The 12748-nt window shown below is 61.6% G+C and carries 15 protein-coding genes; 6 read left to right on the top strand and 9 right to left on the bottom strand.

Going from position 1 to position 12748, the window contains the following annotated elements; all coding sequences use genetic code 11:
• A partial coding sequence (locus A3E1_RS47845) for a hypothetical protein (RefSeq protein WP_026207943.1) occupies positions 1-216 on the top strand: 216 nt, incomplete at its 5' end.
• Positions 217-396: 180 nt separating this feature from the next.
• Here A3E1_RS47845 and A3E1_RS0100635 read toward each other — a convergent pair.
• From A3E1_RS0100635 to A3E1_RS0100665, 7 genes are all read right to left on the bottom strand, one after another.
• Positions 397-1269: a hypothetical protein gene (locus tag A3E1_RS0100635; RefSeq protein ID WP_040390302.1), complete on the bottom strand. Its 873-nt coding sequence runs from the start codon at positions 1267-1269 to the stop codon at positions 397-399.
• 32 nt (positions 1270-1301) lie between these two features.
• Positions 1302-1616, bottom strand: a complete 315-nt coding sequence (locus A3E1_RS0100640) for a hypothetical protein (protein WP_020518809.1) — start codon at positions 1614-1616, stop codon at positions 1302-1304.
• Positions 1617-1718: 102 nt separating this feature from the next.
• On the bottom strand, positions 1719-2174 hold the full coding sequence (locus tag A3E1_RS0100645; protein ID WP_020518810.1) for a single-stranded DNA-binding protein: 456 nt from the start codon (positions 2172-2174) through the stop codon (positions 1719-1721).
• 92 nt (positions 2175-2266) lie between these two features.
• Entirely contained in the window at positions 2267-2461 is a 195-nt protein-coding gene (locus A3E1_RS0100650; RefSeq protein WP_020518811.1) for a hypothetical protein, read from the bottom strand.
• A 110-nt stretch (positions 2462-2571) separates the two neighbouring features.
• Positions 2572-3573, bottom strand: a complete 1002-nt coding sequence (locus A3E1_RS44245) for a hypothetical protein (RefSeq protein ID WP_020518812.1) — start codon at positions 3571-3573, stop codon at positions 2572-2574.
• Entirely contained in the window at positions 3570-4031 is a 462-nt protein-coding gene (locus A3E1_RS44250; protein WP_020518813.1) for a hypothetical protein, read from the bottom strand. Before A3E1_RS44250 ends, A3E1_RS44245 begins: the two co-directional genes overlap by 4 nt.
• The gene (locus A3E1_RS0100665) at positions 4031-4303 is read right to left on the bottom strand and encodes a DUF6284 family protein (protein ID WP_020518814.1); all 273 of its coding nucleotides are present in this window, start codon (positions 4301-4303) and stop codon (positions 4031-4033) included. Before A3E1_RS0100665 ends, A3E1_RS44250 begins: the two co-directional genes overlap by 1 nt.
• Before the next feature lie 760 nt (positions 4304-5063).
• On the opposite strand from A3E1_RS0100665, the gene A3E1_RS0100670 reads away from it, so the two are divergent.
• Positions 5064-5840: a GntR family transcriptional regulator gene (locus A3E1_RS0100670; protein ID WP_040390375.1), complete on the top strand. Its 777-nt coding sequence runs from the start codon at positions 5064-5066 to the stop codon at positions 5838-5840.
• 15 nt (positions 5841-5855) lie between these two features.
• Positions 5856-6647, top strand: coding sequence for a protein phosphatase 2C domain-containing protein (locus A3E1_RS0100675; protein ID WP_020518816.1), 792 nt, complete (start codon positions 5856-5858; stop codon positions 6645-6647).
• A gap of 193 nt (positions 6648-6840) precedes the next feature.
• Here the strand turns inward: A3E1_RS0100675 and A3E1_RS0100680 are convergent, their stop codons facing one another.
• Positions 6841-7374 (bottom strand): hypothetical protein, encoded by a 534-nt coding sequence (locus tag A3E1_RS0100680; RefSeq protein WP_020518817.1) that lies wholly within the window; start codon positions 7372-7374, stop codon positions 6841-6843.
• A gap of 290 nt (positions 7375-7664) precedes the next feature.
• On the opposite strand from A3E1_RS0100680, the gene A3E1_RS46795 reads away from it, so the two are divergent.
• Positions 7665-8111 carry a DUF7718 family protein gene (locus A3E1_RS46795; RefSeq protein WP_157631233.1) on the top strand — a complete coding sequence of 149 codons (447 nt, stop codon included), beginning with the start codon at positions 7665-7667 and terminating at the stop codon, positions 8109-8111.
• Positions 8104-8511: a hypothetical protein gene (locus tag A3E1_RS0100685; protein WP_157631234.1), complete on the top strand. Its 408-nt coding sequence runs from the start codon at positions 8104-8106 to the stop codon at positions 8509-8511. Before A3E1_RS46795 ends, A3E1_RS0100685 begins: the two co-directional genes overlap by 8 nt.
• A 98-nt stretch (positions 8512-8609) precedes the next feature.
• Here the strand turns inward: A3E1_RS0100685 and A3E1_RS0100690 are convergent, their stop codons facing one another.
• A complete protein-coding gene (locus A3E1_RS0100690; protein ID WP_020518819.1) occupies positions 8610-8888 on the bottom strand; it encodes a hypothetical protein in 279 nt (92 codons plus the stop codon).
• Positions 8889-10816: 1928 nt separating this feature from the next.
• Between A3E1_RS0100690 and fxsT the strand changes: the two genes are divergently transcribed.
• Positions 10817-12748: FxSxx-COOH system tetratricopeptide repeat protein (gene fxsT / locus A3E1_RS0100700; protein WP_026207945.1), on the top strand; the 1932-nt coding region annotated here is incomplete at its 3' end.

Consider the following 12748-nt stretch of genomic DNA (forward strand, 5'->3'; position numbering starts at 1 on the left):
CAGATCGGCAGCACCGGAATTAGCGGTGTTGGTGCGATCTCCGCGGTGAACATGGGTGGATCGTGGCCGCAGGTCATGGCTGTCAAAAACGGTGTTCTGCACCAAATCTACGGTGATACGTCGGGATGGCATGACGGCAGCCTTGCCATTTCAGCCAACCAGCCGGCCGCCGTTAATATGGGCGCCGCGTGGCCGCAGGTCATGGTTCTCAAGTAGAGCGCTCACCCGGAGCAAGTGTGGCTCCACGCCATTGGATGCCGGGGAGCGGTCAATCGTCCGCCCCCCGGCACCCCGGACAACGAGCTAATGTCCGCTTGATAATGGCCGATCAAGGCCTGACACTCTGGGACGGCCTACGCCTAAAGCTCGAAGGTGCAACGAAGGTCGCGCGGTGGCTCAGGCAGCGTTCTTCGGGTCGAAGAACCCGACAGCGGTCGGCTGGCGTACCCCGGCCTCTGCGGCTTCCAGGTGCGCGGCGTACAGGGTGCGGAACGAGGTCGCGGCGTTAGCGAACGCTGATCCGGCCTGTACCAGGTTTTCCATCGCGGTCAGCACGTGCGCGCTGACGCGCTGGTCAATGTGGGTGGTGTCGAGGGTTTCGGCGTAGTCGCCGATCGCGTCAGCGATCGCGACCGCACCACGGGACAGGCCAACGAGCTGCGCGTCGAGTTCCCACGCGGTAGCTGGCTCCATCTCCGAGAGTTCCTTAGCGGCGTTCATCAGCGGCTTGAGATGCGTCGTCGTGGTCGACATACGGTGGTGTACTCCCTTAACAGAGGCGGGCTTTCCTGTAGTGGAGGTGTTTGGTGCGTTCGGTGCGGGTGGTGCGCTTACCGGGAAATCTGTTGTCTCCCAGTCTTTTCGGTAGCCACGGCGGGCCGTGATCGGGTTGGTGCGGCCGTCCCACTGCATGTGCCAGGCCAGGTGTGTCCGGGCATTGGCTGCCCGGATCATCCGCCCGCACTTGGTGCACGGCACATAGTCGTCTTCGTAGGTGTGCTGGGTCCGGGTTCTGGTCCGGGTGTCGTTGCGGCGCCACGTTTGCGTCCGCTGACTACCGTGGTCATACAGCCAGTCCATCGCGGTCAGGATCGGCCTAACCGCGTAGTGCTTGCGCCGCCACACCCCTCGCGCGATGCGCAAGGTGATGCGGGTTTTCGGGTGCCGTACCAGCCACAGCTGTACTCTGCGGCGGCGGCGGATCGCGGCCGAATACGTTGCCGCGTCTAACACTTCAGTCCATGACGGGATTGAAGAATGGCGTGCCATGCCTTTCACCTCTCAACACATGGCAGGTGCGGCTAGTCCAGGCCGCTGTCGCGGGTGAGCTGGGCGAAGGCGATCAGTTCGTAGCGGCGCCGGTCCACCTGCGACATCAGGTACTCAAAACCCTGCGTGGCGTGAGAGAACGGCAGCGCCAGCGGCATCAGCAGCAGCCACCACCACGAAATGCCGAACAGCCACGCGCTAAGGCCAGGGCCGAAAAATAGGGCTGAGCCGGTAAACCCGCTGACGTAGTAGGCGGCGAACAGCCGGTGTGACCAGACGGTCAGCGTTTGAAGGTCGTGCGGGTAGTGAATTTCGATCGTGATGGGAAGAGTGATCGTGCGTCCCAAGAGGTGTGTCCTTTCCTGGCCTGCCACCGTGACAAGCCAGCGCGAGGACCGGGGCCAGGTTCGCCCCGGTCGTCACGCTTACTGCGCGGTGAAAGCTGTTGCTCAGAAAGGCGGTTCGTCGTCCTGCGGCGCGCTGGCCTTGCCGTTCGTGGTGGCCCACGGGTCGCCGCCAGCGGCGGCTACGTCGGTCTTGCGGGCCATCTTCATGACTTTGGCCTGCGCGTATTTCAGTGATGCGCCCACGTCTTCGACGTCGAGTTGCATCGCGGACCGCTTTTCGCCTTCCGGGGTCTCCCACCGGGACAGCCGCAACCGGCCAGTCACGACAACGCGTGAACCTTTCTTCAAGGACTCAGCGATGTTTTCGCCCAGCTCCCGCCATGCCGAGCAGTTCATGAACAGGGCGTCGCCGTCCTTATACGACTCGGTAGCACGGTCGTATAGGCGCGGGGTGGAGGCGACAGTGAACTTCGCCAGGGCGACACCGGTTGGGGTGAAGCGCAATTCGGGATCGTCGGTCAGGTTGCCCACGATGGTGAGGGTGGTTTCGTTCGCCACGAGGATGCTCCTTCGCTATGGCCTGCCAGGGTGGCCGGCCAGCGCGAGGACCGGGGCCAGGTCGCCCCGGCCGTCACGCTGATCGGTCACAGTTACAGGCCTTCACGCAGCCGCCACGCGATGTCGCAGAGGTCGTTTTGCAGCTGCTCAAGCAGCTCTGCTGGGTCGCGGCGCTCTGTGACTGCGGTGTCTATCCAGCCGCTGATCGCTTCGAGCTGCTTGGCGGTGCGCTCAGCAACAGTGGTGGTTCCGTTGGGGTTGTCGGGGCAGGCAAGGGCTGTCTTCATCTGGTGCTCCTTCCCGGTTGTGCCGTCATCGTTGGCGGCTAGCGCGGCGAGCCGGACCGGCTCAGCGGCTCACGTCCGGCCCGCACGCTGGCTGCCCCGGTGCACGGGGGTTAGGCGGAAACGGGGATCAGTTCTGGTGCCACGGTTTGTGGCTTGGGCCAGTACCGCTGAACGGTGCGCTCTGATTTGCCGATGGCTTTGGCGACATCGACCGGCGTCGCGTCAGGCTTACGTGACAGAACCTTGGCGACAAGCTCTCCCGTGGAGCCGGTCTTGCGTGACGACACCGCCGTCTTGGCGTTGGCGTCACCGTCTGGCTTGGCCGCGCGTTTGCGGGCTTCGGTCTTGACGGCAGCCGCGTCGGCTGATGCCGTCAAAAGGACCGGTGTCATCTTGGCGCCGATCAGCGCGGTCAGCCCGTCATAGTCGGCCTCAGCGGCCAGGCGTGCGGCGATCTGGTCGAGGTCGAATGTCGCGACCGCGATAGCCGCCGTGGCGGGGTCAACCGATTTGGCGAGGCTGTCTTTGAGTGCTTTGGCGATCGCTGTCTGGCGGCGCTCTAGCCGGTCTGCGTCGGCTGCGGCTTTGAGCGAGGCGTGCACACCCAAGCCCGGGTCAGCAGAAGCCAGGGCGCGTGCCCTGCGGGTCAGCCACGGGTGCTTGAGCCACTGCGCCATGCCGTAGACGGGCGGGGTCGCGGTCAGCTTGCCTTCGGCACGAAGCTGATCACGCCTGCGGTCACCGGAGTTGATAAGCCACACCAGATACCCGAGCGCGGACATGAAGCTGAAAACGCCTGCGGCGTAAAGGTTATCCGCGTGGCCGTACCAGTTGAACACCACCGCGAACACCGCGACCGCACCCGAGAGAATGCGTGCAGCGTAAGCGTTTTCGCCTAGCCGCCTGCGGAAGTCGGCACGTGCGGCTAGGGCCACGCCGCCTAGCTCCAGCAGGGCGATACCGGGGACCGCGATCGCGGAGGAGATGCCGAGCTTGTCAGCGGCCGTGATCTGCCCGGCAAGGGCGGTCAGGGCTACACCTGCGTAGAAGACGCTGGAAAGAATGTCGGCCGTGCGCCCGGAGACATGCGGCTGACTGTCGTTTGTGGTCATTTGATGCCTCCCTTGTAGGGTGCGGCACGGTGCCCGGTCAGGTAGATACGCACCCGGCCGTCACGACTCGGGTGCGGGTCGGACACGTACGTGACGTTGAAGACGTGGTGCAGGATGTCTGCCGCATGCGTTGCAGCCGTGGGGTTGCTGATGAGCCGGAACTCAACCGGTGCACCGACCGGGCGCAGCGGAGCAGGACCAGACTCGGCGAAGGCTTCGGAGGTGGCTTGCGCCATCCACTCCGGCAGCTCTAATGGAGCAGGCTCGCTCGCATCAGCAGGGCCGTAGATGAACTGCAGGAGCATGGCCTGTAGCCGGTCGGCGTCTGCTGGTGCCCCGTCGTAGAAGCTCATGATGTTCGGGAACCCAAAGCGGGCAAGGACTTTCGCGACCTCAGCAGTCACCCCGAACGAGAAACGCGAGTCCGCCACGTGACGGTCGAGCGGGTAGCGGCTCATCAGGCCACCGCCACGAGAGCGGGGGCGTGACCTGCGGCGGGGGTGAGATTAGCCGCGGCGAGGTCCAGCAGTTCGCAGATCGCGGTCAGCCTGCGGCGTTCCGCCCGGCGCAAACGGCGCCAGTCCAGCTCAGTCGGGCCGTGAAGTGCGGTTAGAAGCCGGATTTCGGCATCCACAATGTCTAGCTCGGCCGCGATCAGCGGCCACTCCAGCTCAATAGCGGCCAGCTCCGCAAACGTCGGGCCAGCGGTAAAAGCGTCATCGCGGGTCATCGGGAGTCTCAGTTCCTTCCACGACGCTGCGCACCAGGGCCAGAACGGCGCGGCTTACGCGCACCAGCACAGCCGGGGCAGCGATCCTGTGTGGCAGACGTGGCGAACAGCGCGCCACATTCACAGGTCCGGTACACGGACGACTTGCGGCAGGTAATCCGCACAGCCGAAGCGACGGATGAGACCATGGCAAACACCTCTTCCTAAATGGGGAGACAGGGAAGCCAGGGCGCGGCGAAGGTTTCCAGGCCAGCCGCGCCCCGGCGAAAGAGAAAACAGAAGGTCAGCCAGCGTGGACGCTGGCTTCACCGCTCCCGCACAGGGATTCGAACCCTTACCACGGCCCACCAGAAGTACTGGCCGCCGTGTGTGCGGGAACCCGGTCCTGGAAAGAACCGGTGCTCACGGGTTTGATCCAGAGTTCCGCCTGCCACCGCACTTGGCCGTTCCGGTGGGGAGTGCACTTACGCATCAACCGCCTGCTGTTTCGCGGTCACACACGCGTTGTGGATGCACCCACCGTCTCGCACCTCGCAGTGGAGGGATCGCCCTTTCACTTGCCGCTCAGGACCGCCAATGGGCTTGCCCTGACCTAGAAGCTTTAGGACTGTCGCTGTGAAGTTCTCAAGAAACCGGCTGAGCTGTATGTCTGTCGGTCTGTATGCAGACCTACAAGCATGCACAGAGGCTAAGCCCTCAATCGGGTGGATGTCAACACGTCTGTATGCAGACCTTCAAAGTTGCAGGTAAGGTGTCCCACATGACTGCCGCAGGGGGTTTCACAGACGCGCGCCCGCTACAAGTGCGGATCGCAGACGACATTCGAATGAAGATCGAGACGGGACAGCTTGCGCCAGGTGAGCAACTTGCGACCCTCGATCAAATTGCTGACGAGTACGGCACAAGTCTGGCCGCAGTCAGGAAGGCTTTAGACCTGCTTCGCCAGCAGGGTCTAGTGGTGACTGTGCAAGGTAAGGGGTCGTTCGTGAGGGAACGACCGTCAACCAGGAGGCGGGGTATTGACCGCTACTCCCGGAGCACGTGGGCGCAGGGGAAGGCGTTGCACACTGCTGAAGCTGAATCGCAGGGACGCAGCGCAGGCCAGCAGCTGCGCGAACTCGCGGAAGTTCCTGCTCCTGCGGTAGTGGCAGACCAGTTTGGAATTCCCGAGGGCACTCCAGTTTGGGTCAGGCGCCGCACGACATTCATCGATAATCGTCCGAATCAGCTGGCGGACTCGTATTACGAACTCGATGTTGTTCGGGGAACTCGGATTCAGGAGGAAAACACCGGCCCTGGTGGCGGTTTCGCCCGGTTGGAGGAGGCAGGTCACAGGCTCGATCGAATCCGGGAGGAGCTGGCGGTTCGCATGCCAACAGGCCCGGAATCTGTGGCACTGCGATTGCCTGCAGGTACTCCGGTCATTGATCTGGTTCGGACTACTTACGACGTAAGTGGACGCGCTGTAGAGGTAATGCTGGCGACGCTGGCGGGCGACATGGTCGGCTTCGCGTACGAGTTCCCGATCCCTGACTAGGTAAGAAGGCCTTCAATGTTCGAGACATACGCGGTAACCGAAGCTGCTCCCGGTCGGCCGAACGAGGACTTCTACTTAGTCTCCGAAGAGTGGCTGATCATATTGGACGGCGTCGCTCCGACCCCAGGGCAGGCAAACGGCTGCACACACGGCGTTCGATGGTTTGTGAATCACCTGGGCGCTGACCTTGCGACCTCCCTGTCAACCGCGTCCGACGGTGCACCATTGGAGCAGCTGCTAGCAGAAGCGATCGGACGCACTGCAACACAGCACGGGCCAGAGTGCGACCTATCGACGCCGTTGACTCCCGCTGCCACAGTCGGCATCGTTCGGCAGACGAGTACAAGCATCGACTGGTTGGTCCTGGGCGATGTAACCGTTGCGTGGCTTAGCAAAGACAACATGCCCGGCTCCGTTACGGACGACAGACTTGAGCACCTGCCCAACGCACCTATCGTCGTTAGCGACGTTCGACGGTATGACCCTGAATTCGTCATGAAGGTGCGCAATCAACCTGGGGGATTTTGGGTCGCAGCGTCAGAACCTCACGCGGCAAACGAAGCTCTGACCGGTTCCTTCGCTCTGGCCGACATTGACACCATCGGGCTTTTCACCGATGGCCTGAGTCGGCTCGCTGAGCGCTATGGTCGGTCCTGGTTGGACATTTTCGCGTTGGCCGATTCCAAGGGTATGCGTTCCTTGGTCGCAGATGTGCGAGCAGCTGAAATCGCCGATCCAGAACCAACACGGTGGCGCGGCAAGACGCACGACGATGCGACCGGGATCATCTGGCGCAGACTCGGCTGATCTGGTCAGGGCTGTTGGACGAGCTTTCAACGAACGGACCGAATGCGCTCATTGAGAGCGTTCGGCGGCTTGAATCCTCAGACCCATTGGGCGAAAGATGGCCAACCGCGCCAGAACCCAAAGGGGTGGCGCGACTGGCGCGACTGAATGTTTTTGGCGCGACTACACACGGACAGCGACCTTTCGATGATCACTATGGTCGAATCGAGTTCACAGCCAGGAAGTCAATTGCTAGTTCCTTGAAACTCTGGACAGTTTGATCAACCTCTGCTTGTCCGATTTCTCCGTAACTGCTCTGGATTATTTGTTCGACCTGGTACAACTTCCCGTTATCGCGTCCCATCCAAATGAAGGCCACGGCGTAATCCGCAGAGAGTTTGGTCTGGTGCCACCAGGTGCCGTCTTGCTGGATCAGAATCGAGTAGTCAGTACCCGCCCCTCTCTCTTGCGTCGAGTCGACGTGCCAGCCGAACGACCACCCTTCCCACACCAGTCTCTGGCCTATGAAGCCCGGCTTATACAGCCGCTGCAGCGCATTCGCAGCTTGGGTTGGGGAGTTCTGCACTGCGCGAAAGAACGGCGCTACAACCTCTTCATCTAGCCGCTGCGCCAGGTTAAGTCTCCAGGCCGCTTGTTCGGCTCGTTTTCGATACTCGTCGTGAGCAGCCTGCCTGGCCTGCTTCTCGTAGTTGTCGCGCCGTTTCTGGTACTCCGCATCCCACGACATTCGATCTCCCACGGATAACCATCTGCCAAGATCGAGAATCGCCCACGAAGTTGGGAGACTCGCCTCCGCCTGAATAGTTTCTATCCGATCCGCCGCTCTCATCCATGGACAGTCTGCGATCCGCGACATAAAACCGTGGGAACCGTCCTTGCCGCAGCTTGTTAGGACAGCCGCCGCCGCACCGCGCTTTGGCGTGAGGAACTGTCGCTTCTGGACACTCCTGGGTGAATGACTGATGCGATCTAGTTGCCTCGGTGTCTAGACTTGCGTTTCCGTCGATGGGAGGTGAAGTGGGTAAAGAGCCAGGCCGACCGAAGAAGGGCCGGCTTGTGGATATGACAATCCACCCGCCTACCGATCCGCAATATGAGCTACCTCCGCCCGAAGAATGCGAGGATGAAACGTGGCCGGTCGTTCTCGCGCCACGGCATGAGTTACGAGCCCGGCGAAACGTCTGGAGAGACTGCTACATCGTCGAATTTGCGATCATGCAAATCGTTCTAATCGACGGCCACTGGCGCGAAATCGCCAGAATTGATACGTGCCATTCTTCGGTTCACCGGCACTATCTGCGTAAAGATCATCCCGAGGACAGCGTGGGGATTAGAGTGGAAATTGCACCGATACCCATGAGCAACGGTTGGGAAGTTGTTGACAGCTGGTACGACCGATCGCTGAAACTGATGGAAGATGAGTGGCAAGAGAACCTTCGGAGATGGGGTGGAGACTTTGAATGATCAGTATCAAGCGACATCCACCGCAGGGTTTGAGTTCGCGCGTCGGCTGCGCAACCCAGAATTCCGCAAACTATTGAAAGACAGCGGATGGGTATCAGGCCAGCACATCGTCATGGCACTCGACGGCGAACGAGTCGTTGATGTGATTTCCAGAATGATCCTGCACGAGACCGATCACCGAGCGTTCATCGCGATCCCGGATCAGCGGGAAACCCACGGATTCGTGATCCTGCTCGTAGAGAAAGCAAGATCACTGGCGCGGGTATTCAAGCGCACTCCTAAGATCATGCTCGGACCAGATGCGAGCATTGGCATGCTTGCCGACGCTCTCGAACCGTGCGGGACCTACGTCCCCCACAGCTGGACCGAGAAGCTCCTATTTGAAAAGGCCAGCTCGTAGAGCAAGCCCATACACAAAACTTGGCCGCCCGCGTTCCGATGTGGAACGCGGGCGGACCTGTTTGCGAATGTCACATGTAAACTCGGTTGGGCCGTCTCTTAGTTTTGCCTGGCAATTTCGGATGACGGCTGGTAGCCAGGCGCGCGATCGATGTGCCACATTCCGTGCTGGCGCCCGTAGGCGTACGCTGCTTCCATGGCATCACGCGCTTCGGTTTCGGTGGTGTAGCGACTTTGGATGCGCCGCCCAGCACCGTCGATCTCTCTGACCTCGACTTCCCACACGCCGATTCCCTCTGAGTAGAGGTCGGCACGCAGCACTAGCCGCCGTTCCTCGTCAGTGCAGAGCCCCGTTTCACGCAATCGTCTGTTGATCACAGCTCGCCAAATTACTCGCACACACGTTCGACGTACAAGTGTGGCGCGCACAGAACACCGTCGTTACAGCATGTCCAGGTACGCCTTCGCGAGGCAAGGGTGAGGGGCCAGCTTTTGGCGTTCCTTACCGCCCTGAGGCAGTTAGAAAGCTGCTGATCACCGACACACAACCAAACCTGGCTTGTGTTGCGGCAGACGACGAATCGGGATGCCCGGTCAAACTGAACGACCCGCAGTTGCCTACTGCCTGCGATCATCGTCTGCTGAGGACGATCCACAACTCCTATCTGGCGTAGGTAGCGTCGCTCACATCACGTCCTATTTGGAACGCCTGCACGGTCGCGAGTGGACCGTGCGGCTCGCGTTATCGCTGTTGGAAAATATCATCCGATCCCCAGGCGTCTGTCACACGTTGTAAGAGGTGAGACCGACTGGTGGTCCACCCCTACCAGCACGAACGCTCTCTGCAACATTTCGACTACAAGATAGTGATTGCGCAGAGTTACTACTACGCCGCTAGGCTCTTCCTGTCGCAGCTGCGTCGGACCTCACAGCGGGCCCGTGGGAGGTACCGACGGAGAAAGAGCTAACGCGACAAGTGGCGAAGCGAAAGCGTCGGCTCGACCGGCGCAAGACCAACGATTTCGGCCCAAGCAGTTCGTTTGGTTGGGCTGCGAAGTGGATAGCGCTGTCTATCCCGCTGATCCACGCCGTTGTAGAGCTTGTCAAAGTCCTACGCGGCTGATGGCCTCACCAAAACAGTGAGGCCATCTACCTACCGGTCGCCCCCGTTCGGTCACCAACTTGGCGGGGGCGCCACAAGCTGAGTAAGGATCAGCCACGCCAGATACTAACCGTAACGTTTCCCAGGCTCTATAGGTTCTTACGGTTACCGACTGTTACCCCGAACGAACCTCACACATCTAAACTTAGTTGATGTGGATGCCTTTACAGTCGCGACGCTTCAGCTTCTCCTGCACTATGACCAATGGCGGCGTTTCTGGCCAGACGCGCAGGTTTGGGAAGCTGTTGCTGGGATCGTGGCAGCGGCCGGCACGCTGGGCGCTGCAATATTCGCTGCTAAAGCAAGCCGGAGGGCGAATGCGATCGCAGCTGACCTAGCGCAGGTCGAACGGCGGCGATACCACGAAGAACGCGTACCTAAGTTCAACCTCACGTTCCAGCCACATTTGGGCCTGTCTGCGCGACTAAGCGTCGAACTAGAAGGCCCCATGCACCTCGACGTCTTGAAGATCCGTATCAGAGACAACGGACCTGTGCCTGCCGATTTCCGGGCACCGCTCGACCGGCCGAAGGACTATGTGTACGGCCCCTACCAATTCGCGACAGAGCCGAAAGGCTGTAGCACAGGCAAGGCGCTGGGGCGGACCTCGGCCACTCGTTCTATCGAAGTCCGCGACACGCTTCACTTCTATCTTGTGCCAAGCGAACCACCACCGTGGATATTGAACCCCATGATGCGGGGCTTTTGGGGAAAGAGCCTTCGGGGCCTGCCCACCCGGCTAGCAATCGAGTGCGAAGCAGGCGGCGAGGAGTGGACTGTGTTTGAACAGGTATCGTCCCCGACCCTTACGGGACCAGAAGGGTACCGCGATCCAACGGAGAAGCGTGGCTGATATGGACGTCAGGGCGCACCAGATCTGGCACGACGCGCCAAATCTGGAAATCACCGAACGGAAGGCCGTGCCAGATCCATGCCAGACACATCGGATGATCACGGGGACTTAGGGGAGCGGCGGGGAACGAGGCAGGTCGGAGGCTGCAAGAAGCCTTGCAGGCTAAGGATATTTGCCGATACCCGCCCTGGCAGTGTGGGGGTCACGACCGTCGCCACGAGCCGTCGCCGGTGTGGCCATTGTGGATGGTCCGTTTGGTTCACCGCCTGAATTGCATTCATGGGGAATGCTGTGACGGTGGTGGATTTCTTCGTGTCTCACGCGGGCCGTGACCGGGCGTGGGCGGAGTGGGTGGCGTGGGAGCTGGCCCAGGCCGGGTTTTCGGTTGAGCTGGATGTGTGGGACTGGCCAGCTGGGGACAGCTTTGTTGCACGCATGAATGAGGCGCTTCAAGGATGCTCGCGGGTGGTGGCGTTGTGGTCGCCTGCCTATTTCGAGCCGGAGCGGTTCACCACCGAGGAATGGCAGGCGGTTGTAGCGGCGCGGCAGCGATGGGTACCCCTGCGCATTGATGTGGTGACGCCGCCGCCGATCCTGTCCCCGGTGATCTACAAGGACTTGTTCGGCCGGGACGAAGCGACGGCACGCGCTATATTGCTGGCCGCGGTGAACGGTGTTGCGGCGCGGCCGCAGGAACGGCCGGTTTTCCCCACCGCAGACTCGGTTTCCCAGCCGGGGACGGCGCCGTCGGGGCCGCGGATTCCGGGGTCGTTGCCGATGGTGTGGAATGTCCCGCCGCGGCTGGTGTCGTTTGCTGGCCGCGATGATCTGCTAGTGCGGTTGCGGGAGGCGTTACAGCAGCATGATCGGGCAGCGGTGTATGCGCTGCATGGGATGGGTGGTGTGGGCAAGACGCAGCTGGCGGTCGAGTACGCGCATCGGTTTGCTGGCGACTACAGCTTGGTGTGGTGGATCAATGCGGAAAAGCCGGCGCTGATTGGTGACCAGTTGGCCGAGCTGGCTTTGCATGCGGGTGTCGTTGCGGCGGATGCGGATTCGGCGACTGCGGTGGCCAGGGCGCGGCAGATGTTGCGCGGCCACGGCGGGTGGCTGATTGTGTTCGACAACGTACCCACAGCTGCCGATGTCAGCGGGTGGATGCCACAGGGCCCTGGGCACGTCGTGATCACGTCGCGTAGTCCTGCTTGGACGGGTGTGGCCCAGCCGTTGAGCATCGATGTGTTTGAACGCGCAGAGTCGATAGCATTCCTGGGCACGGAGCAGCCTGGGCTAAGCGATCCTGACGCTAACCGGCTGGCCCATGCTTTGGGGGATCTGCCGCTCGCCTTAGCGCAAGCGGCCGGTGTCATGGCCCAGACAGGCATGCCTCCGGACGAATACTTGCGGGCGCTCGACACCACGGCAGACCGTGTGCTGGCGGAAGGGCAGCCCGCCGGATACCCGCTGCCACTTGCCGCGTCAGTACGGCTGGCGATCGACCACCTTGACCGCATCGACCCAGCCGCTGGGCAGCTGACCCGGATCTGTGCACACCTCGCCCCAGAACCCATCGCGCTGTGGCTATTCCCCCGAGGAGCCGACGCTCTGCCTGAGCCGCTGAAGACTGCGGCTAAGGACGATCTGACGTTACGCCGGTGCATCGGCCACGCCACACAGCTCGGGCTCCTGCAATCTGGACCCGACTCGGCCACCATGCACCGGCTCACCCAAGCCATCCTGGCCACATTGGATACCGACGATACTTACTTCCGTCTTGCGCACGAAACACTCGTAGCCGCACGCCCACGCGACTTCAATGTCCCGGAGAACTGGCCGCAATGGAGCCACATACTTCCCCACGTCGTCAATGCAGCTACCGTCCACAATCAAGATGGTCAGCTGCTGGCGCTCGCCGACAGCGCCGTTTGGTACCTCATTAGGCGTAGGGATTCACGTGGCGCCCTGCCTCTTGCTGAACATCTCTTTGAAACTCGTGCCTCAGAAGGCAGCCGAGACAGCGATGTAGTGCTAGAAGCCGCGCACACGCTCGCTGCGGCCCTATCGGATCTCGGGGAATACGAGCGGGCACGGCAGCTCGACGAGGACACCCTCGCCCGTAGGCGGCGGGTGCTAGGCGATGACCACCCCGACACCCTCATGTCAGCCCACAACCTCGCCGTGGACCTATCCAATCTCGGGGAGCATGAGCGGGCGCGGCAGCTC

This window comes from Catelliglobosispora koreensis DSM 44566 (assembly GCF_000379685.1).
Classification (GTDB): Bacteria; Actinomycetota; Actinomycetes; order Mycobacteriales; family Micromonosporaceae; genus Catelliglobosispora; species Catelliglobosispora koreensis.

Coding starts and splice junctions, on each gene's coding strand:
- A3E1_RS0100635 (WP_040390302.1), bottom strand. CDS start 1,269: ATGGCACGCCATTCTTCAATCCCGTCATGGACTGAAGTGTTAGACGCG.
- A3E1_RS0100650 (WP_020518811.1), bottom strand. CDS start 2,461: ATGAAGACAGCCCTTGCCTGCCCCGACAACCCCAACGGAACCACCACT.
- A3E1_RS44245 (WP_020518812.1), bottom strand. CDS start 3,573: ATGACCACAAACGACAGTCAGCCGCATGTCTCCGGGCGCACGGCCGAC.
- A3E1_RS44250 (WP_020518813.1), bottom strand. CDS start 4,031: ATGAGCCGCTACCCGCTCGACCGTCACGTGGCGGACTCGCGTTTCTCG.
- A3E1_RS0100665 (WP_020518814.1), bottom strand. CDS start 4,303: ATGACCCGCGATGACGCTTTTACCGCTGGCCCGACGTTTGCGGAGCTG.
- A3E1_RS0100670 (WP_040390375.1), top strand. CDS start 5,064: ATGACTGCCGCAGGGGGTTTCACAGACGCGCGCCCGCTACAAGTGCGG.
- A3E1_RS0100675 (WP_020518816.1), top strand. CDS start 5,856: ATGTTCGAGACATACGCGGTAACCGAAGCTGCTCCCGGTCGGCCGAAC.
- A3E1_RS0100680 (WP_020518817.1), bottom strand. CDS start 7,374: ATGTCGTGGGATGCGGAGTACCAGAAACGGCGCGACAACTACGAGAAG.